This is a genomic window from uncultured Microbulbifer sp. (assembly GCF_947504145.1).
GTDB lineage: Bacteria > Pseudomonadota > Gammaproteobacteria > Pseudomonadales > Cellvibrionaceae > Microbulbifer.
Genome location: NZ_CANNGQ010000003.1, coordinates 30,977 through 48,927, shown reverse-complemented (window position 1 = coordinate 48,927; position 17,951 = coordinate 30,977). Strand labels below are relative to the sequence as shown.

Below are 17,951 nucleotides of genomic sequence, written 5' to 3'. Positions count from 1 at the left end.
CGTAGTCAAATTTCATGGGGCCCCTGCAAGTAGTCTTCACTTGCAGAGGCTTCGCATCTTACATTCGTACTTCGTTGTGATTACTAAACGCTACGTGTCGCCATCGCCGGCGAAATATTCGCGGCACGCAGTGCCGGAACCAGCGCCGCCAGCAGGCTAACCAGCAGCAATACTAACGCACAGGTGATCAGCATAGGTAGCGAGAGTAACGGCTGGGAAAAATTGGAGGCGATCAATCCGTTGATAAGCATTGCCGCGGTGCCACCCAGTACCAGACCGGTAATGGCAATAATGCTGTTTTCCAGCAGGAAGTAGCGGCTGATGTTGCGACGGCTGGCACCCAGTGCGCGGCGAATCCCAATCTGTTTGGCGCGCTGGTTGATCCAGAAAATCGTCAGTCCGACGATGCCCAGTGCAACGATAAAGGTCAGCAGGCTGACCACCAGAGTCAGTACCTTGATCATCAGATTGTCACTGGAGTAGGTCTCCTTCATGTGATTTTCTGTGGTTTCCAGATGGATGACCCGCTGCGGGTCCCGCTCGGCGAGTTTGTCTTCCAGTTGTTTGAAAATCTCGTCGCGCTGGCCTGGCTCGGTGCGAACCAGGTAGCGCTTATGGTTGCCTTCGGCCATTACTGGATAAAACACGACGTTGCCCGCCAGGCTCCAGCCCGGCCAGGCGCCGATATGCCGTTCAACGATGCCGATAATCTGGGTCGGATGATCATCGCGGCCACCGTACAGGTACTTGCCAAGTGCGCTTTCCCCGGGGAAAGCCTGATCGGCGAATTGCTGGGTGATAATAGCGACATCGGCGTTGTAATTTTGATGGGGCCCCAGAATATCCATCTCATCTTCGCGGAAGTTGCGCCCGGCGGTGAGTTTCAATCCGAGTGTATTTATGAAATGTGGATCTGTCTGATAGTAGTTGGCGGTGATATCGCCAACTTCCTGATTGGGCTCAAAAAAGTAGCCGCTGGCAGAGCCTGAGCCGGAAATCGGAGCCTGGTTGGTGACACTGGCATCCACCACTCCGGGCATGGAGCGCATCAGGTCGAGATCGGCCGCTACGGCACCGGCCATATCGTAGTCCGCGGGTACGGGCATAAACGTCACAGCAATGAGGTTTTCGACATCGATCCCGGTGGGACGGGCGATTTTTTCCTGTCGCTCCTGAATGATCGTGACGGCATTACTGACGATGGCCAGGGTCAGCGCAATCTGCAGGGCGATCAGCATGGCAGAAACTTTGTTTCGCCAGAGGGCGGACAGCATGGGTTTGAGTTCAAACACGGTTGTTTCCTTTTCCGGCTTATTGGGTTTTCAAATAAATGGAAGGGTTGGTCTGGCTGATGCGCCAGGCTGGATATAGGCCGGCCAACAGGCTCGCAACGATGGCCAGGCCAATGGCGGCAAACACCATCGCCCAATCCATGTGCGCAACGCGGTCAAAACCTCCGCCCGCCAGCACACGAACCCCGGTCAACCCCAATAGAGCGAGGCCAATACCCGCGATACCGCCAAGCACGCCAATGCAGCTGCTTTCCATCAGGTGCTGCACGAATATGGATTGCCGGCTGGCACCCAGCGCGCGACGCACACCGGCTTCCGGCGCCTTGCGCAGGAATTTGGCAAGCAGCAAAGCGATGGCATTCACCACGCACACCAGCAGAAAGGCAAGCGCGCACCAGGCGAGGACACGACTGTCGTGGTCCAGCACTTCGTTCATTACCAGCCACTCGGAGGGGCGGCTGAGGGCGAACTTGAGTGGTCGTTGGAAGCGCCCCTGTTCTTTCTGCTGGCGGATGTGGTTTGCGAGAAACTCTTCGTACTCACGCTTTTGTGCACCGTTTTCCAGTTCAACCCAGTACTGAATCCACACCGATTCACTGTGTAAATGGGCCTCGTAACCGGTCAAACCCTTGGCGATGTCGCTGTTCCAGCCGTTATTGTTGCCCCAGCTGTGGATTTCGAACTTTCGGTGCAGGCCAAAAGGAATGTAGAGTTCTTCAGAATCTTGGAAATGACCGTTGTTGAGGTCGTAAACCTTGGGCGATGGATTCCACTCTTTCAGTACGCCGATGACGGTAAAGGCTTCGCCATTCAGCTGAATCACTTCTCCCACGCTATTCTTATCGCCAAACAGTTTTTCGTTGGTGGCCTGGGACAGAACAACAACCTGTTTTGGGGATTCGTCTGCAGACTTTTCCCAGGTCCCGCCATACTGGAATGGGGCATCAAACAGGGCGAAGAAATCGCGAGTGGTTACGCGGGTCACTGCCACAAAGGGGCGCACTTCGGCGTCGTCCACGGAGACGGTGAATCCGAATTTGTGCATGGCGACCTGGCGCTTGGGAATATCCGAACGCAATAGGGCGGTGGCGTCCCGGTAGGTCAGCTGCCAGGGCATCTGATTACCTTTGGCTCCCCGGTTGTAGGCCTCGTTGGGATCCCAGCCGTCGAGCTGTACGGCGTAGAGCTGGTCATCCTTGTCTACCAGTGGGTTTTTTGAGGTCATGTAGTTGACCGTTAGTACGGTCATGGAAGCGCCCACGCCTACGGCGATGGCGGCGATCATAAGCGCGCTCAGTATGGGTGTGCCCCGCAGGCTGCGCAGGGCGAGGCTGATGTAGTAGCCGATCATTTCGGTGTCCTTTTTCTTTTCAGCAAACGCGTGGTCAGCTTATGCGGTGGCGATTTCTTGTTGCGCAATGCTCTGGCGCAGGTCGGAGACCTGGCCATCGACAATCTGGATGTTGCGCTGCGCACGGCGCGCGAGGTCCGGGTCGTGGGTAACCATGACGATGGTGGTGCCCCATTCGTTGATGAACTCCAGCAGTTCCATGACCTGGCGGGCCATGAGGGAGTCGAGGTTGCCGGTGGGTTCATCGGCGAGCAGGAAGCGGGGTTCGCCGGCGAGGGCGCGGGCGATGGCGACGCGCTGCTGCTGGCCACCGGACAGTTGCGCGGGCAGGTGTTTGGCCCGGGCGGAGAGGCCAACCTGTTCCAGGGCTCTTTCGATGCGGCGGCGGCGCTCTTTGCCGTTGAAGCCGCGGTAGCGCAAGGGCACATCGATGTTGTCGAACAGGTTGAGGTCGGGGATCAGGTTGAAGCCCTGAAAGATAAAGCCGATTTTTTCATTGCGCATACGCGAGCGCTCGCGGTCCGACAGGTTGCCGACTTCCTGCCCGTCCAGCAGGTATTCGCCGCCGGTGGGCGTTTCCAGCAGGCCTGCGATATTCAGGAAGGTGGTTTTACCGGAGCCGCTGGGGCCGGTGACGGAGACAAATTCCCCTTCGTTCACTTCCAGGCTGAAGTCCCGTAGCGCGTGGGTTTCGATGGTATCGGTGCGGTAGCTTTTGCGGATGTTGTGCATCTTCAGCATGGTGGATTTCCTTGTCTTGGTAGTCTTGTGTTCGTGGGTTCTTTCAAATCTTTGGGCGGCACCACAATCGGTATCAGCGCCTTCGCATCAGAGTTCAGTTTGTTTGATCAGTCTTTCAGGGCAACCAGCTGCGCCTTGTCCAGTTCATCAGCAGCGGAAGTAATAATCCGGTCGCCTTCATTCAATCCGGAAACAATCTCCACCTGGTTCAACCCCAGCGCGCCGATGGTGATCGGTACTTTTACTGCCTGCTGCTGGTCATTCAGCTTCCACGCGAAGCGTCCACCAGTCTGATCCAGAAAGCCCCCGCGTTTTACCAGCATCACATCCGGGCGGTTTTCCAGCAGTACCCGGGCGGTGAGACGCAGGTTCTGCCGTAGGTTTTGTGGCTGACCGTTGGTAAAGCGCACACGAGCGGTGACCTGGTTGTCGATTACCTCCGGTGCGATAGCGGTGATCTCGCCGGGCAGTTTCTTGCCGCCCATGTTGATTTCCACTTCCATGGCGAGGCCCAAGTCGTCGGCGTAGTTTTCCGGCACGGCGGCTTCCAGTTCGAAGCTGGTGAGGTCTACAACGGTGAGCAGCGCGGTGTTGGCCGCTACAGCGGAGCGCTGTGTGGTGGCGAGGCTGCCGATGGTGCCTTTTACCGGGGAGACGATCTGCAGTTCGTTGACTTTGCGCTCAAGCTCTGTCATCTGCAGCTTCTGCTGGTCGACCTGGAGCTGTAGGGTCTGGGTCTCGAAGCTGAGGGCTTCATTTTCCAGCTGGACGTTTTGCACGGCCTGTTTGTATTCCAGCTCCGCGCGGGCCAAATCATCGCTGGCTTTCTCAAAATCCAGCTGGGAGATGATCTGCTTTTCCATGGAGAGCTCAGCGCGCTTCAATTCGCGCTGGGCGGCGACGAGATCGACCTTCGCCAGATCGGCTTTCTGCGTGTTCTCCAGACGCTGGCGCTTGGCCTGAATCTTCTGCCGGGCAAGCTCTACGCTGAGCTTGTTGTACAGAGCACTTTCCTGAGCCAGCTGGTTCTGCAGCTGCGGACTGTCCACTTCCGCCAGTAGCTGGCCCTGCTCAACGATATCCCCTGCCTTGACGGAAAATTTCACAATCCCCTGTGCCGGGCTGAACAGGGTAGGGCTGTTCGCCGCGACCACCTTGCCCTGCACTACCAGATCCCGCACCAGATCCCCGCGTTCTACGGCCGCAACGTTCAGGCGCGACAGGGATACACTCGCATCCACGGCACTGGTGCTCTGCCAGCTCATCAGTCCCCACACCACAAAGGCCGCTGCGCTAATGCCCAGGCCAGCGCGAGTCAGCAGCCGCGGGTTTTTCCACGGGCTTTGCGGTGCGAGCTGGACGTCCTGCCCGGAGGTATCTCTGATCATGTTGTTTCCAAGTGCCTGATAAGTGCTGCGATTCGGTTGTCTTGTTTTGCCACTGTGACGCGGGTGATTTGGGGCCCGGATGCAGCGTGGATTTTCTGGGTGCAGGAGCCTTATCGCAATTGCCGTGCCAAGGTGATTTTTCATGTTAAGTTATTGAAATATAAGAAAAATATTCCCAATGAGAGTTTTCGGTAGGGCGTGGCGGTGTCCGGAAAATGTGTCCGGACAAGGGGTGTCCGGGATGACGGACAGAAGGGTGTTTGGGCGTCAGGTTCACAGGCTCCTACAGGCTCCTATAGGTCGCCATCGTTTGAATGTACCGGGGAGTCCCTGCACGTTCTTTAGCCAGCAACGCCAAGGTGCTAGAATCCGCGCCCTTCATTCTGGGCTCGATCAAGACCGTCCAGACACAACACTTCGAAAACAATACCCAGAAAACGATACCCAAAAAGATATCCCAGACAGGCTCCTCTGATTATGCAGTTCTCTAACACCCTGTTGTCGTCCACCAGGCAAGACTGGTTCGGCAACATCCGCCGCGATGTGCTGGCCGGCCTCGTGGTGGCCCTGGCCCTTATCCCGGAGGCCATCGCTTTCTCCATCATCGCCGGTGTCGATCCGCGGGTGGGCCTGTACGCCTCCTTCTGTATTGCCACGGTCATTGCCTTCGTCGGCGGCCGCCCGGGCATGATCTCGGCGGCCACCGGCGCCATGGCGCTGTTGATGGTGACGCTGGTCAAGGAGCACGGCCTTCAGTACCTGTTAGCGGCTACCTTGTTGACCGGTGTGCTGCAGATCATCGCCGGTTACCTCAAGCTCGGGGTGCTGATGAGCTTTGTATCGAGGGCTGTGGTCACGGGGTTTGTGAACGCGCTGGCGATCCTCATCTTTATGGCGCAGCTGCCGGAGCTCACCGACGTTACCTGGCATGTCTATGCCATGACTGCTGCCGGCCTCGGCATTATCTATCTGTTCCCGTATGTGCCGGTGGTGGGCAAGGTTCTGCCGTCGCCGCTGGTGTGTATCCTGGTGTTGACCGCGGTAGCAGTGGCCATGGGGCTGGATATCCGCACTGTTGGTGATATGGGTGAGCTGCCGGATACCCTGCCCATCTTCCTGTGGCCGGATGTTCCGTTGAACTTCGAGACCTTGAAGATCATCTTCCCTTATTCCGCCGGTCTTGCCGTTGTGGGCCTGCTGGAATCCCTGATGACGGCGACCATCGTGGACGATCTGACCGATACCAACAGCGACAAGAACCGTGAATGTAAGGGCCAGGGTATTGCCAATATCGGCGCTGGTCTGCTCGGTGGTATGGCGGGCTGTGCGATGATCGGTCAGTCTGTGATCAACGTTAAGTCTGGTGGCCGCGGCCGTCTGTCTACCCTGGTCGCAGGTGTCGGTTTGCTGACGCTGGTGGTGTTCCTGAGTGACTGGGTGGCGGTGATTCCGATGGCGGCGCTGGTGGCGGTGATGATCATGGTGTCCATCGGTACGTTCGACTGGGGTTCCATTCGCAACCTGAACAAGCTGCCGCTGTCCACCAATCTGGTGATGCTGTCCACGGTGATTGTGGTAGTGTTTACCCATAATCTGGCGTTTGGCGTGTTTGTGGGGGTGCTGCTGGCGGCTCTATTCTTCGCCAACAAGGTGAGCCACTTTATGTATGTGAGCTCGGAGCTGGATGAGCAGAGCAATTGCCGCACCTACAAGGTGGTGGGGCAGGTGTTCTTCAATTCGGCGGACAAGTTTGTGGCGGCGTTCGATTTTAAAGAGGCGCTGGACAAGGTGGTGATTGATCTGAGCCGGGCGCATTTCTGGGATGTGTCGGCGGTGTACTCACTGGACAAGGCGGTGGTGAAGTTCCGCCGCGAGGGCGCCGAGGTCGAGCTGATCGGCCTGAACGAGGCGAGCTCGACCATCGTTGACCGCTTCGGAGTACACGACAAGCCAGAAGAGATTGAGAAGGTTTTGGGGGGGCACTGAGCCTCGAGCTTCGGTCGGGAGCTCTGTTTGGGCTCTTGTGGCACCGAAACACTGGGTGGAAGTTTTTGAAATCGCACAAGTACATCCCTGGCAGAAAATTGCATCCATGCATTTTCTGCACTTCCGCCATCCATGGCGGTCGTATGGGATTCCGGCGGCGACGTCCATGTCGCCGACGGTTTCAAAAACTTCCACCAAGTATTTCGGCTTCTCCCCTATCTCTATACTTCGTAAGCGCCTAGTGGTTTATTCAGTTGGATAGCGATAGAGAGAAAACAATAAATGACCGAACAGAATGACCCCCTCGTACTTTCCTGCATCGATGGCTCCCGCTACAGCGGTGCCGTCTGCGATTACGCCGCCTGGATCGCCAATCGCGCATCCGCCCCCATCAAGCTTCTCCACAATATCGAAAGGGTAACCACCCCCGCGGTAGCGGATCTTTCCGGCAGTATCGGCCTTGGCAGCCAGGAAGAGCTGCTGGAAGAGCTCACCAGCCTGGAACAGCAGCGTTCAAAGCTGTTACTGGAGCAAGGGCGACAGATGCTGGAAGGGGCGCAGGAGCGCGCTGTGAAAGCGGGTGCGGAGCGGGTACTGACCTGTCAGCGGCACGGTTCTCTGATCGAGTCGTTGATGGAGCTCGAAGATCATGTCCGGGTTCTGGTGCTGGGCATTCGCGGTGAGGAGCACGGGGAGTCGAACAAGGGGCTGGGGGCGCAACTGGAGTCGATTGTGCGCTCACTGCACAAGCCGATCCTGGTGGTAAACCGCGAGTTCAAGGCGCCGCGTTCGATCATGCTGGCCTACGATGGCAGTGAGTCCGCGCGCAAGGCGCTGGATATGGTGGCGACGAGCCCCGTATTTAAAGGCCTCGATTGCCATTTGGTGTATGTGGGGGACGGTGCCGAGTCGGTGCTGGCGGAGGGCGCGGAAGCGTTGAGCCACGGCGGGGTTTCGGTGATCAGCGCGAACCTGCAGGGCAAGACGGTTGATGCTTTGATTGCGTACCAGCAGGAACACAATGTCGACCTGACGGTGATGGGTGCCTTCAGCCACAGTAAATTGCGCGATCTTCTGCTGGGCAGTGTCACGGCAAAAATGTTGTTGAGCACGAATCAGCCGTTGTTGCTGCTGCGCTGATACGCATCCAGCAACCGTATTGAAAAAGCCTGTGATGGCCCCGTGATCTTTTTAGCAGATGACGGGGCTGACACAGGCTTTTTCGTTTTTGCCAAACGTGAGAATCAGCTGGCCAGCTTGTCGGCTTCCACAGAAGAGTTTGCGGCCTCTGCTACCGTCATTCCGGCTTTCTTGTGTGGCGTAGGCTTGCCTTCGGCGTCCAGTGCAACAAATACAATCCGTTCCACGCGCACAATCAGCTCCCGGGTCTGCTTGTTACGCATTTCACAGTGCACCGTCAGTGAGGTGCGACCGATACCCGTCACCTCAAATCCAAATTCCACAATATCCCCGCATACTGCCGAGCTGACAAAATCGATTTCTGACATCAGCTTGGTCACGATATTCGCGGTGCCCATCTGGCACCCCGCGAAAATGGCTGCCTCCTCATCTATCCACGCCAGTGCCTGACCGCCGAACAGACGTTGAGCTGGGTTCAGGTCGCCGGGTTTTACGAAATGACGTGAGTAGTACTTCATGAGAATTTACCTCGCTGCTTTTCCATAAAAAATAAAAGGGCCCCGCGTTCCGTCGCGCTGCCACAGGAGGTTGTGCATTTAGTGTGCCAAGCTGCGATTAATCTGGCGATGAAGTAGTAGGGCATCGAGCGAAGGCGGAGTGGCGGATACCCGGTACCCGGTACTTCCCCGCCACTCGCACTGCTTCGCTGCGACTACCCCTGGGGTCGAAGGTGTGACTGGGCGCACCTGTTTGGTGCGAAAATTGTGCGCCTCGAGTGGCTAAACTGGCCGCCAACCCTGAAATTCTGGCCATCAATCGCCTTAAGCGTGACCTGTCACTATGGGCGTTGCCGACAAACGCCATTAGAATGGGCGCCTTTATGGCTGCCCAGTCGGCCCTGGTACCACTGAAAACCTACTGCGCGAGCACCTGGCGGCGACCGGCGCTGCTCGCTCGCTACGGTTTTCAGCGGTCCCATCAATTTGGAATCACCAACGGAGAGCCCGGCATGATCATCAAGCCGAAAGTACGCGGATTCATTTGCACCAATGCCCACCCGCAGGGCTGTGCCGCCAACGTGCGCGAACAGATTGACTACATCAAATCCCAGTCCAGTATCGAAGGCGGCCCCAAAAACGTCCTCGTCGTCGGCGCCTCCACCGGCTATGGCCTCGCTTCCCGTATCACCGCCGCCTTTGGCTGCGGTGCCAATACCCTCGGTGTTTTCTTCGAAAAGCCGCCGACCGAAAAGCGCACTGCCTCTGCCGGCTATTACAACTCCGCCGCATTTGAAGAAGAGGCCCACAAAGCCGGCCTGTATGCCAAAAGTATTAACGGCGATGCCTTCTCCAATGAAATCAAAGCCCAGGCCATCGACCTGATCAAGCAGGACCTCGGCAAGATCGATCTGGTCATCTACAGCCTCGCTTCCCCCCGTCGTACCGATCCGGAAACCGGCGAGTTGCACAGCTCCGTGCTGAAGCCCATCGGCAAGTCCTACACCGCCAAAAACCTCAATACCGACAAGCTGGAAATTTCCGACATCAGTGTTGACCCGGCGAGCGAAGAAGAGATCGCGGCTACCGTCAAAGTGATGGGCGGTGAAGACTGGGAACTGTGGATGAAAGCCCTGGGCGACGCGGGTGTACTGGCGGACGACTGCAAAACCGTTGCCTATACCTACATCGGTGAAAAGCTCACCTGGCCAATCTACGGCCACGCCACCATCGGTAAAGCCAAAGAAGACCTGGACCGCGCCGCCAAGGCCATCAGCGACAGCAGCGGCGCCAGTGCCAATGTTGCGGTACTGAAAGCGCTGGTCACCCAGTCCAGCTCTGCAATTCCGGTGATGCCGCTGTATATCTCCATCGTCTACAAAGTGATGAAGGAAGAAGGTACCCACGAAGGTTGTATCGAGCAGCTGTACCGCCTGTACACCGAAGGTCTCTACACTGACAGCCCACGTCTGGACGACAGCAACCGATTCCGCATGGACGAAAAGGAACTGCGCCCGGAAACTCAGGCCAAGATCGAAAAGCTGTGGCCGGAAGTGACGGAAGAAAACCTGTTCCAGCTCACTGACTACAAAGGCTACAGTGACGACTTCCTCAAACTGTTCGGCTTCGGTGTGGACGGAGTCGACTACGAAGCAGACGTGAGCCCACTGGTCGAAGCAGACTTCAAGTAAGCGCACACTGTCATTGCTCGCAGTATCGCATGGTGATCACATAGTTATTGTACGTTGATGTTGCGACAAAAAACGCCGGCCTAACCCGCCGGCGTTTTTTGTTGTAGGCTGCGGCACTATCGGGATTATTAGTGTAAATACGAATTTGATTGAACGTAGATAGGGAGTCGCAATGGAGTATCGCCAGTTGGGTAAAACCGACATTCAGGTCAGTAAAATCTGTCTGGGCACCATGACCTATGGCGAACAGAACGATCAGGCGCAGGCATTTGAGCAACTGGACTATGCCACCGGCAACGGTGTTAATTTTATCGATTGCGCCGAAATGTATCCGGTACCACCGAAGCCGGAAACCTATGGCTGCACCGAAGAAATTATCGGTAACTGGCTGCAGCAGTCGGGCAAGCGCAATGACGTAGTGCTCGCCACCAAAGTTACCGGCCGCGGTGCTGCCAATTCCGGTGTCGGCCATGTTCGCGGCGGACCGCGCCTGAGTCGCACGCAGATTCTGCAGGCCTGTGACGATTCTCTGGCACGGCTGAAAACCGACTATATCGACTTGTACCAGTTGCACTGGCCAGAACGCCAGGCCAACTTTTTCGGCAAGCTGGGGTACCAGCACGGCGATGATGACGGTGTCGATATCAGCGAAACCCTGTCAGCACTGGAGGAGCTGGTCGCCGCCGGCAAGGTACGTCACGTCGGGCTGTCCAACGAGACGCCCTGGGGAATGCACCGCTACCTGCGTCTCGCCGCCCACGGCAACAAACCGCGGGTGGCCTCTATCCAGAACCCCTACAGCCTGCTGAATCGCACGTTTGAAGTGGGGCTGGCGGAAATGGCGATTCGCGAACAGTGCGGATTGTTGGCCTATTCGCCTCTGGCCTTTGGCACCTTGAGTGGCAAATACCTGGATGGCGCCAGGCCCAGGGGCGCGCGTCTGACGCTGTTTGACCGCTTCCAGCGCTATACCGGCGAACGCGCGGTTTCCGCCACCGGCCAGTACGTGCACCTCGCCAGGGAGTTCGGGCTGGACCCGGCGCAGATGGCGCTGGCGTTTGTTACCCAACAGCCATTTGTGACGGCCAATATCATCGGTGCGACCACTATGGAGCAGCTCAGCAGCAATATAGCGAGCAGTGAGTTGCTGCTGAATACGGAGCAATTGGAGGCCATCGAAGCCATTCACCGGCAAAGTCCCAGCCCCGCCCCTTGAAATCGGCGACCGGTGGCGTCAGACCTGATAGTGCAGGGCGCCGGAATTTGGCGCCGGAAGCTGCAGCGCTATCTATACTGACAGGTAGCGTTCCGCGCCGTGAAACGGGCGGGCTGAATCGACACGTTGCCAATGGGAGGTTGTATGGAAACCGGTCACCACACACTCAATGATCTGTTTGCCCAGCTGGGGCTCGGCTCCGATGATACCGCCATCGAGGAATTCCTCGGTAGGCACCACCTTGCGGGTGAAGAGAAGTTGTCTCGGGCGGAGTTTTGGAGCGACAGTCAGCGCAAGTTCCTGCGCGATGCAATTGTGGAGGACTCGGACTGGTGCGAAGTGGTGGACGAACTGGATGCCCTGTTGAGGCACTGACCTGAGCGGGCCGTAAGGGCTGACTAGGCGGCCTCAGGCGATAGTGGCAGGGTTGGGAGTACCCTCCGGGGGACAGGCGCGGCTATAATGCGCCGTTTTCTTCCGGGCGCCCAGGCTACCGGGTGCCTGCTCCCCCATCGCTGCTGTCCGCTATTTATGGAAAAACCGCATTTTCGACTTGCCCTGTTACACCCGCGATACTGGCTTACCTGGTCTTTATTTGGTGTCTGGTTTCTGGTGGCGCAGCTGCCGTACCGATGGCAGATCTTCCTCGGTCGCGGCGTGGGTAAACTGATGCTGCGGTTTGCCACAAGCCGCCGGATCATTGCCGAGCGCAATCTGGCGCTGTGTTTTCCCGAACTTTCCCCGCGCAAGCGCGATCAACTGTTGCGCCGCAACTTTGCCTCTAATGGTATTGCGCTGATGGAGACCGGCATGGCCTGGTTCCGCTCCAGCCGCTGGTTGCGCAAGCGCTTTACCATCGAAGGGCTGGAATACCTGGAAGCACCTCGCAACCGGGGGCAGGGTGTTGTGATGATGGCGATGCACTTCACTACCCTGGAAATCGGCGCTGCCTTCGTAAATATGAGTCATTCGGTGGATGGCATGTACCGGCCGCACAAAAATCCTGTGTACGACTATATGCAGCGCAAGGGGCGCGAGCGTCACGGCAAAGACTCCGATGTTTTTCAGCGCAAGGATGTGCGCGGCATGCTGCGGGCGCTGCAGAAAGGCCGTGCGGTGTGGTATGCACCGGATCAGGACTACGGCATCAAGCAGGGGGTGTTTGCACCCCTGTTCGGGATTCCCACCGCTACAGTGACTGGCACCTCACGCTTTGCGAGGGTAGGACGTGCGCAGGTGGTGCCCTACACGGTGACTCGGCTGGAAGAGCGGGGTGTTTACCATGTGAAGGTGTTCCCCCCGATCGAGGAAATCCCGTCCGGTGACGAACGGAAAGACGCGGTGCTGGTCAATCAGTTTGTGGAAGCGCGTATGCGCGAGAATCCGTCCCAGTACATGTGGGTGCACCGCCGCTTCAAGACGCGCCCGGAAGGCGAGGAGAGCTTTTATCCAGCGCGCAAAAGACGGCGCAAAAAGCGCAAAAAGTGATCAATAATCGGCCTGTTTGATGTCTTCTGGCCGGATGACCTTTTTGCGCTGGCATCAAACTGGCACGCTCAGTAACATACCGCATTCATTTTTAGGCGGTACAGGCCGGCACCAGGCCGGTTGGAGAAGGAGTTGCGATGATTTCCGGCAGTATGGTGGCTCTCGCCACACCCATGTATGCAGATGGTGGCCTCGACTGGGACAAGCTGCACGAGCTGGTGGAGTGGCACATAGAACAGGGAACCCGCGCGCTGGTTGCAGTGGGCACCACCGGTGAGTCCGCCACCCTGGACGTGCACGAGCACCTCGAGGTCATCCGCCGCGTAGTGGATCAGGTAGCCGGACGTATCCCCGTCATTGCCGGTACCGGCGCCAACTCAACCACCGAAGCCATCGAACTCACCACAACAGCCGCCAAATGTGGCGCCGATGCCTGCCTGCTGGTGACCCCTTACTACAACAAACCGACCCAGGAAGGGCTGTACCAGCACTTCAAAACCGTGGCGAAAGCCGTCGATATTCCGCAGATCCTCTACAATGTGCCCGGGCGTACCGCGGTGGATATGCTGCCGGAAACCGTGCAGCGCTTGTCGACGGTGAGCAACATCGTGGGTATTAAGGAAGCCACCGGCGACCTGGAGCGTGCGCGCCAGGTGATTGAGCGGGTGCCGGAAGATTTTGCGGTCTACTCTGGCGATGACGCGACGGCGGTGGAGCTGATGCTCCTCGGTGGTCACGGCAATATCAGTGTGACCGCCAACGTGGCCCCCGCTGCCGTGGCACAGATGTGCGAAGCGGCGCTGGCCGGCGATGCAGAAACCGCCCGCGCCATCAATCAGCGCATCGATATATTGCACAAAACGCTGTTTGTGGAGTCCAACCCGATACCGGTGAAATGGGCGCTGAAAGAAATGGGTCGCATCGACAGCGGTATACGCCTGCCGCTCACCGGCCTGTCTGCCGAGCACCACGGCGTGGTGCGCGAGGCCTTGCGCAGTGCGGGCGTGCTCTGACAGGTTACAGACTCTGCGGGTTTCAGCGGGTGGCTCTGATGTACAGGGCACCCCGGCCAGCTGGCCGAAGCCGCTACGGATAATTGCGATCAGGACTGATTCGACAAGGTACCAATAATGACAAAACTTACCGCCGGAGCCGTGCTGTGCGCTGCGGTTACCACTTTGAGTGGCTGTGGCATCTTTGGCCAGGACGGTTATTTCCGCGACCGCGGTGACGACTACCAGCTGGCAGACAGCCTGCCGCCGCTGCAGATGCCGGAGGGTGTTACCTCCAAGCACCAGGAAGAACTCTACGAAGTACCGCAGATTGCCGGCGATGTGGATCGCGGTGATTTTGTCGTGCCCCGCCCACAGGCGCTGTCCGTCAATGTTGGGTTGGACCGGGTGAAAATCCAGAAGCTCGGCAATCGTCGCTGGGTGCTGGTGAACCAGCCACCGGACGAAGTCTGGCCGCAACTGCATTACTTCCTGCGCTCCACCGGCCTGCAATTGGCCATGTCGGACGCGGGCGCCGGGACCATGGAGACCACCTGGCTCACCTTCGGGGAAAACCCGGACACCAAAGACAAGTACCGCCTGCAGGTGGAATCCGGTGTGCAGCCGGATACCACCGAAATCCATGTTCGCCACCTTGCTGTGCCGATGGAAACTCCGGCCGATGGTTCGGTGAACTGGCCGGCCCAGTCCTCAAGCCCCGAGCGCGAGGGCTGGATGATCGATGAGATGTCCGGCGCCCTGGCGGCGGAATCTACCGGTGCCGCGGCCTCCCTGGTGGCTCAGGCGATCGGCGGTGGCAAGGTGAAGGTGCAGGTGGTCGAGCCTGCCGGCAGAGAGCCTTACATCGCGCTGGGCCTGGCCATGAGCCGCGCCTGGGCCACGGTGAGCCACGCATTGAATACCGGTGCCTATCGTCTGCATAAAGAAGATTCCGACATCGGTATTTTCTATGTCACCTACGACGCCGAGCGGGAACTTGCTGACGAAGAGGGCGGTTGGTTTTCCGGTTGGGGCTCCGGCAGCGGCGAGGACAAACTGGCCCAGTCGGCGGATGCATACAGCCTTGAGCAGGTACTGGCGAATATCGATATGAGCTCTACCGCGGAACCGGCGTTGTTCGCCAATTTGCAGGGGCTCGGCGGCGCACCCAATAGCAATATCCCCGGCTATCTGGTGGTGCTGCGTGGCGCCGATGACGCCATCGAGGTGCGGATTCGCAGCACCCGCGGTACACCCCTATCGCGCGCCAAAACCTCCGAGTTGCTGATGGCCATCCGTCAGAATTTGATCTGACCCCGGTAGCGGACGCACACATGGCGATCAGATTTGCCTCCCTGGGCAGTGGCAGTAAGGGCAACGGCACTCTGGTTGCCTCTGGCGATCACTGCCTTCTGGTGGACTGCGGTTTCACCATCAAGGAAACCGAGCGGCGCCTGGCGCGGCTCGGGGTTACCCCTGCGGATCTCTCCGCCATTCTGGTTACTCACGAACACAGCGACCACCTGGGCGGTGTCGGCCCCTTCGCGCGCAAGTACCGGTTGCCGGTCTACCTGACCCCGGGCACCCTGCGCGCGCGGGATATCGGCACCCTGCCGGAAGTTCACCTGATCGAAGGGCACCAGCCGTTTGCGGTGGGCGACATTCAGGTAACCCCGGTGGCGGTACCGCACGATGCCCGTGAGGCGGCGCAGTTTGTGTTCCGCAGTCGCGGCAGCAGTCTCGGCCTGCTCACCGATCTCGGCACCATCACGCCTCATGTGGAATCCCATTTCGGCGATTGCGATGCGCTGGTGTTAGAAGCCAATCACGATCCACAGATGCTGGCGCAGGGGCCTTATCCTCCCTCGCTCAAGCGGCGGGTGGGCGGTGCTTACGGCCACCTCAGCAATCAGCAGGCCGCAGGTTTTCTGCAGCGGGTGGGCAGCGATCGGCTGCAGCACCTTGTGGTGGCCCATATCAGTGAAAAGAATAACAGCCTGGAGCTCGCGCGAGCTGCACTGGCGGATGCCGCCGCTCGCGCAGCCAACTGCATTTTTGCCTGTCAGCAGGAAGGATTTGACTGGCTGCAGATCGAAAAGGCAGAGTAAAGACCATTCCGGTCCCTCGGCGTCCGCTGCGGGACCTTTCCAATTTGCATCTGGGAAACGGAGTTTCAATTCGTGGCAGCACTCGACCAGTTACCTTCTTGCCTTACCCGCACTGACAGTGGTGCGCTCTACAACAAACCCGGCCTCGACCTGCTGCTGGTAGAAACCGGCCAGTGCCGTGCGGTGATTGCCCTACAGGGCGCACAGGTGCTCGAATTTACCGCACAGGGCCGCGCACCACTGTTGTGGCTAAGCCCGGCCGCGGAGTTTGCGCCCGGTGCCGCTGTGCGCGGTGGTGTGCCCCTGTGCCTTCCGTGGTTTGGTGAAAACCGCGCAGACCCGGGCAAGCCCAAGCACGGGTTGGTACGCAACCAGTTGTGGGAACTGGCCGGCAGCAGTGAACAGGCGGATGGCACCGTGGTGCTCGAGCTGCGTTATCAACACCCGGGAGACGCGTTGTTTGCGGCGAGCTTTGAATGTGTGCTGAAGATTGGCCTGGGCGACTCCCTCTCTTTTGATCTGGAACTGAGCAATACTGCGGATACCACCGCTGAGTACAGCTGGGCACTGCACAGCTATTTTGCGGTGGCGGATATCGCCGAGGTCAAGGTCGAAGGCCTGTCCGGGATAAGCTATCTGGACAAAACCCGTGGATTCGCGCGGGATACGCTGGAAGGGTTGCAGACCTTTCCGGGCGAGGTGGACCGGGTATTTGAGCAGGCCCCGGCAACCCAGAAAATTCTCACGCCCAACCCGATCACTGCCGAGAGCGACAACTGCCACACCGTAATCACCTGGAATCCAGGCGCCGAGCTCGCGGCCACCATCGATGATATCGGTGCGCACTTCACCGGTTTCGTGTGTGTCGAGCACGGCAATGCGTTTGTGAACAGCTGGCAGCTGCGAGCGGGAGAAAGCGCCCGCGCCAGCCTCACGCTCAGCCGCTGAATCCGATGAATACGCCCATGCAATCCGGATTGATTCACGCTTATCTATTGGACGGTCATGGCCGTGGACGCCGCCTGCAATGGTCTGAAGTGGAGGCATGGTTGCCGGCGCAGGGCAAGCTGTGGCTGCACTTTGACTATACCGATCCGCAGGCGCGCGCGTGGATTACCGGCGCCGCGGGGCTGGATACCCTGGTGGCGGAAGCCCTGCTCACCGAGGAGACACGCCCCCGCTCCACAGGTATTGATGATGGCCTGCTGATTGCCCTGCGCGGGGTCAATCTGAACCCGGAATCCCAGCCGGAAGATATGGTTTCCATCCGCCTGTGGGCGGAAGAGCATCGGGTGATCAGCACCCGCAAGCGTCAGTTACTATCGATCAGTGATCTTTGTCAGCAGCTGGAAACCGGCCGCGGGCCGCGCACCTGTGCGGCGCTGGTGGTGGAACTGGCGGACCTGCTGGTGTGGCGTATGAGTGACACGGTGGATACGTTTGAGGATGCCATCGATGAACTCGAGGATCGAGTGGTGGCCGGCGCCAGTGGAGGCCTGCGGCTGGATCTCGCGATGCTGCGCAAACAGACCATTACTCTGCGGCGCTACCTTTCCCCGCAGCGGGAGGCGCTGGCGCGATTGATGGTGGAGAAGCTGGCCTGGATCGGTGATGTGGATCGATTGCAGTTGCGGGAGGTCAGTGACCGCTTGTTGCGGCATATCGAGGATATCGATGCAGTACGGGAGCGGGCGGCGGTCACTCAGGAGGAGCTGATGAGCCGTATTTCCGAGCAGCTCAACAGTCGCATGTACGTGCTCTCCATCATCGCTGCGATTTTCCTGCCGCTGGGATTTCTTACCGGTCTGCTTGGCGTCAATGTGGGCGGTATTCCTGGCTCGGAAAACCCCCAGGCCTTTGTGATTTTTAGCGTGTTACTGGTGATTACCGTGGCCATCCAGCTGGTGGTGTTCCGCTGGAAAAAATGGCTTTGAGCTGAGCGCTTCGGAACAGCTTGTGTGGTGGCGCCGCTACCGGGAATCGCGTGTTGAGACACGCTGTGAACCCATCACTGGGGTCTCTGCAAAAACATCCTGTTTTTGAGGGGCTCACCAAGCGATT

Annotated in this window: 16 protein-coding genes; 11 read left to right on the top strand and 5 right to left on the bottom strand. The window is 58.5% G+C overall.

Annotated features, from left to right (window positions below; translation table 11 throughout):
• Window positions 1-83: 83 nt before the first annotated feature.
• The 4 genes from Q1A74_RS10940 to Q1A74_RS10925 form a co-directional block, all read right to left on the bottom strand.
• Window positions 84-1,292: an FtsX-like permease family protein gene (locus Q1A74_RS10940; RefSeq protein WP_299595716.1), complete on the bottom strand. Its 1,209-nt coding sequence runs from the start codon at window positions 1,290-1,292 to the stop codon at window positions 84-86.
• A 19-nt stretch (window positions 1,293-1,311) separates the two neighbouring features.
• The gene (locus Q1A74_RS10935; RefSeq protein ID WP_299595714.1) at window positions 1,312-2,643 is read right to left on the bottom strand and encodes an ABC transporter permease; all 1,332 of its coding nucleotides are present in this window, start codon (window positions 2,641-2,643) and stop codon (window positions 1,312-1,314) included.
• 39 nt (window positions 2,644-2,682) lie between these two features.
• The gene (locus Q1A74_RS10930) at window positions 2,683-3,384 is read right to left on the bottom strand and encodes an ABC transporter ATP-binding protein (protein WP_299595712.1); all 702 of its coding nucleotides are present in this window, start codon (window positions 3,382-3,384) and stop codon (window positions 2,683-2,685) included.
• Window positions 3,385-3,491: 107 nt separating this feature from the next.
• On the bottom strand, window positions 3,492-4,772 hold the full coding sequence (locus Q1A74_RS10925; RefSeq protein ID WP_299595709.1) for an efflux RND transporter periplasmic adaptor subunit: 1,281 nt from the start codon (window positions 4,770-4,772) through the stop codon (window positions 3,492-3,494).
• A gap of 495 nt (window positions 4,773-5,267) precedes the next feature.
• Between Q1A74_RS10925 and Q1A74_RS10920 the strand changes: the two genes are divergently transcribed.
• Entirely contained in the window at window positions 5,268-6,758 is a 1,491-nt protein-coding gene (locus Q1A74_RS10920) for a SulP family inorganic anion transporter (RefSeq protein WP_299596965.1), read from the top strand.
• Between the two features lie 282 nt (window positions 6,759-7,040).
• Entirely contained in the window at window positions 7,041-7,898 is an 858-nt protein-coding gene (locus Q1A74_RS10915; RefSeq protein WP_299595706.1) for a universal stress protein, read from the top strand.
• 104 nt (window positions 7,899-8,002) lie between these two features.
• Here the strand turns inward: Q1A74_RS10915 and Q1A74_RS10910 are convergent, their stop codons facing one another.
• Entirely contained in the window at window positions 8,003-8,416 is a 414-nt protein-coding gene (locus tag Q1A74_RS10910) for a hotdog domain-containing protein (RefSeq protein ID WP_299595704.1), read from the bottom strand.
• A 491-nt stretch (window positions 8,417-8,907) separates the two neighbouring features.
• On the opposite strand from Q1A74_RS10910, the gene fabV reads away from it, so the two are divergent.
• The 9 genes from fabV to zntB all read left to right on the top strand — a co-directional run bounded on the left by fabV (window position 8,908) and on the right by zntB (window position 17,824).
• Complete coding sequence (gene fabV / locus Q1A74_RS10905; protein ID WP_299596962.1) at window positions 8,908-10,086, top strand: enoyl-ACP reductase FabV; 1,179 nt, start codon at window positions 8,908-8,910, stop codon at window positions 10,084-10,086.
• 172 nt (window positions 10,087-10,258) lie between these two features.
• Window positions 10,259-11,302 carry an NADP(H)-dependent aldo-keto reductase gene (locus Q1A74_RS10900; RefSeq protein ID WP_299595701.1) on the top strand — a complete coding sequence of 348 codons (1,044 nt, stop codon included), beginning with the start codon at window positions 10,259-10,261 and terminating at the stop codon, window positions 11,300-11,302.
• A 144-nt stretch (window positions 11,303-11,446) separates the two neighbouring features.
• Window positions 11,447-11,677 carry a DUF2789 domain-containing protein gene (locus Q1A74_RS10895; RefSeq protein WP_299595699.1) on the top strand — a complete coding sequence of 77 codons (231 nt, stop codon included), beginning with the start codon at window positions 11,447-11,449 and terminating at the stop codon, window positions 11,675-11,677.
• An 87-nt stretch (window positions 11,678-11,764) separates the two neighbouring features.
• The gene (gene lpxL, locus Q1A74_RS10890) at window positions 11,765-12,790 is read left to right on the top strand and encodes an LpxL/LpxP family Kdo(2)-lipid IV(A) lauroyl/palmitoleoyl acyltransferase (RefSeq protein WP_299595697.1); all 1,026 of its coding nucleotides are present in this window, start codon (window positions 11,765-11,767) and stop codon (window positions 12,788-12,790) included.
• A gap of 137 nt (window positions 12,791-12,927) precedes the next feature.
• Window positions 12,928-13,803 carry a 4-hydroxy-tetrahydrodipicolinate synthase gene (dapA, locus tag Q1A74_RS10885; protein ID WP_299595695.1) on the top strand — a complete coding sequence of 292 codons (876 nt, stop codon included), beginning with the start codon at window positions 12,928-12,930 and terminating at the stop codon, window positions 13,801-13,803.
• 117 nt (window positions 13,804-13,920) lie between these two features.
• On the top strand, window positions 13,921-15,096 hold the full coding sequence (bamC, locus tag Q1A74_RS10880) for an outer membrane protein assembly factor BamC (RefSeq protein ID WP_299595693.1): 1,176 nt from the start codon (window positions 13,921-13,923) through the stop codon (window positions 15,094-15,096).
• Between the two features lie 20 nt (window positions 15,097-15,116).
• Window positions 15,117-15,890, top strand: coding sequence for an MBL fold metallo-hydrolase (locus Q1A74_RS10875; protein ID WP_299595691.1), 774 nt, complete (start codon window positions 15,117-15,119; stop codon window positions 15,888-15,890).
• 72 nt (window positions 15,891-15,962) lie between these two features.
• The gene (locus Q1A74_RS10870) at window positions 15,963-16,838 is read left to right on the top strand and encodes a D-hexose-6-phosphate mutarotase (protein ID WP_299595689.1); all 876 of its coding nucleotides are present in this window, start codon (window positions 15,963-15,965) and stop codon (window positions 16,836-16,838) included.
• 17 nt (window positions 16,839-16,855) lie between these two features.
• The gene (zntB, locus tag Q1A74_RS10865; protein ID WP_299595686.1) at window positions 16,856-17,824 is read left to right on the top strand and encodes a zinc transporter ZntB; all 969 of its coding nucleotides are present in this window, start codon (window positions 16,856-16,858) and stop codon (window positions 17,822-17,824) included.
• Window positions 17,825-17,951: the final 127 nt, after the last annotated feature.

Excerpts from the sequence above, each read along its gene's own strand:
- Q1A74_RS10910 (WP_299595704.1), bottom strand. The coding sequence starts at position 8,416 with ATGAAGTACTACTCACGTCATTTCGTAAAACCCGGCGACCTGAACCCA.
- zntB (WP_299595686.1), top strand. The coding sequence starts at position 16,856 with ATGCAATCCGGATTGATTCACGCTTATCTATTGGACGGTCATGGCCGT.
- Q1A74_RS10900 (WP_299595701.1), top strand. The coding sequence starts at position 10,259 with ATGGAGTATCGCCAGTTGGGTAAAACCGACATTCAGGTCAGTAAAATC.
- bamC (WP_299595693.1), top strand. The coding sequence starts at position 13,921 with ATGACAAAACTTACCGCCGGAGCCGTGCTGTGCGCTGCGGTTACCACT.
- Q1A74_RS10875 (WP_299595691.1), top strand. The coding sequence starts at position 15,117 with ATGGCGATCAGATTTGCCTCCCTGGGCAGTGGCAGTAAGGGCAACGGC.
- Q1A74_RS10935 (WP_299595714.1), bottom strand. The coding sequence starts at position 2,643 with ATGATCGGCTACTACATCAGCCTCGCCCTGCGCAGCCTGCGGGGCACA.
- fabV (WP_299596962.1), top strand. The coding sequence starts at position 8,908 with ATGATCATCAAGCCGAAAGTACGCGGATTCATTTGCACCAATGCCCAC.
- dapA (WP_299595695.1), top strand. The coding sequence starts at position 12,928 with ATGATTTCCGGCAGTATGGTGGCTCTCGCCACACCCATGTATGCAGAT.
- Q1A74_RS10915 (WP_299595706.1), top strand. The coding sequence starts at position 7,041 with ATGACCGAACAGAATGACCCCCTCGTACTTTCCTGCATCGATGGCTCC.
- Q1A74_RS10930 (WP_299595712.1), bottom strand. The coding sequence starts at position 3,384 with ATGCTGAAGATGCACAACATCCGCAAAAGCTACCGCACCGATACCATC.
- lpxL (WP_299595697.1), top strand. The coding sequence starts at position 11,765 with ATGCGCCGTTTTCTTCCGGGCGCCCAGGCTACCGGGTGCCTGCTCCCC.
- Q1A74_RS10895 (WP_299595699.1), top strand. The coding sequence starts at position 11,447 with ATGGAAACCGGTCACCACACACTCAATGATCTGTTTGCCCAGCTGGGG.
- Q1A74_RS10925 (WP_299595709.1), bottom strand. The coding sequence starts at position 4,772 with ATGATCAGAGATACCTCCGGGCAGGACGTCCAGCTCGCACCGCAAAGC.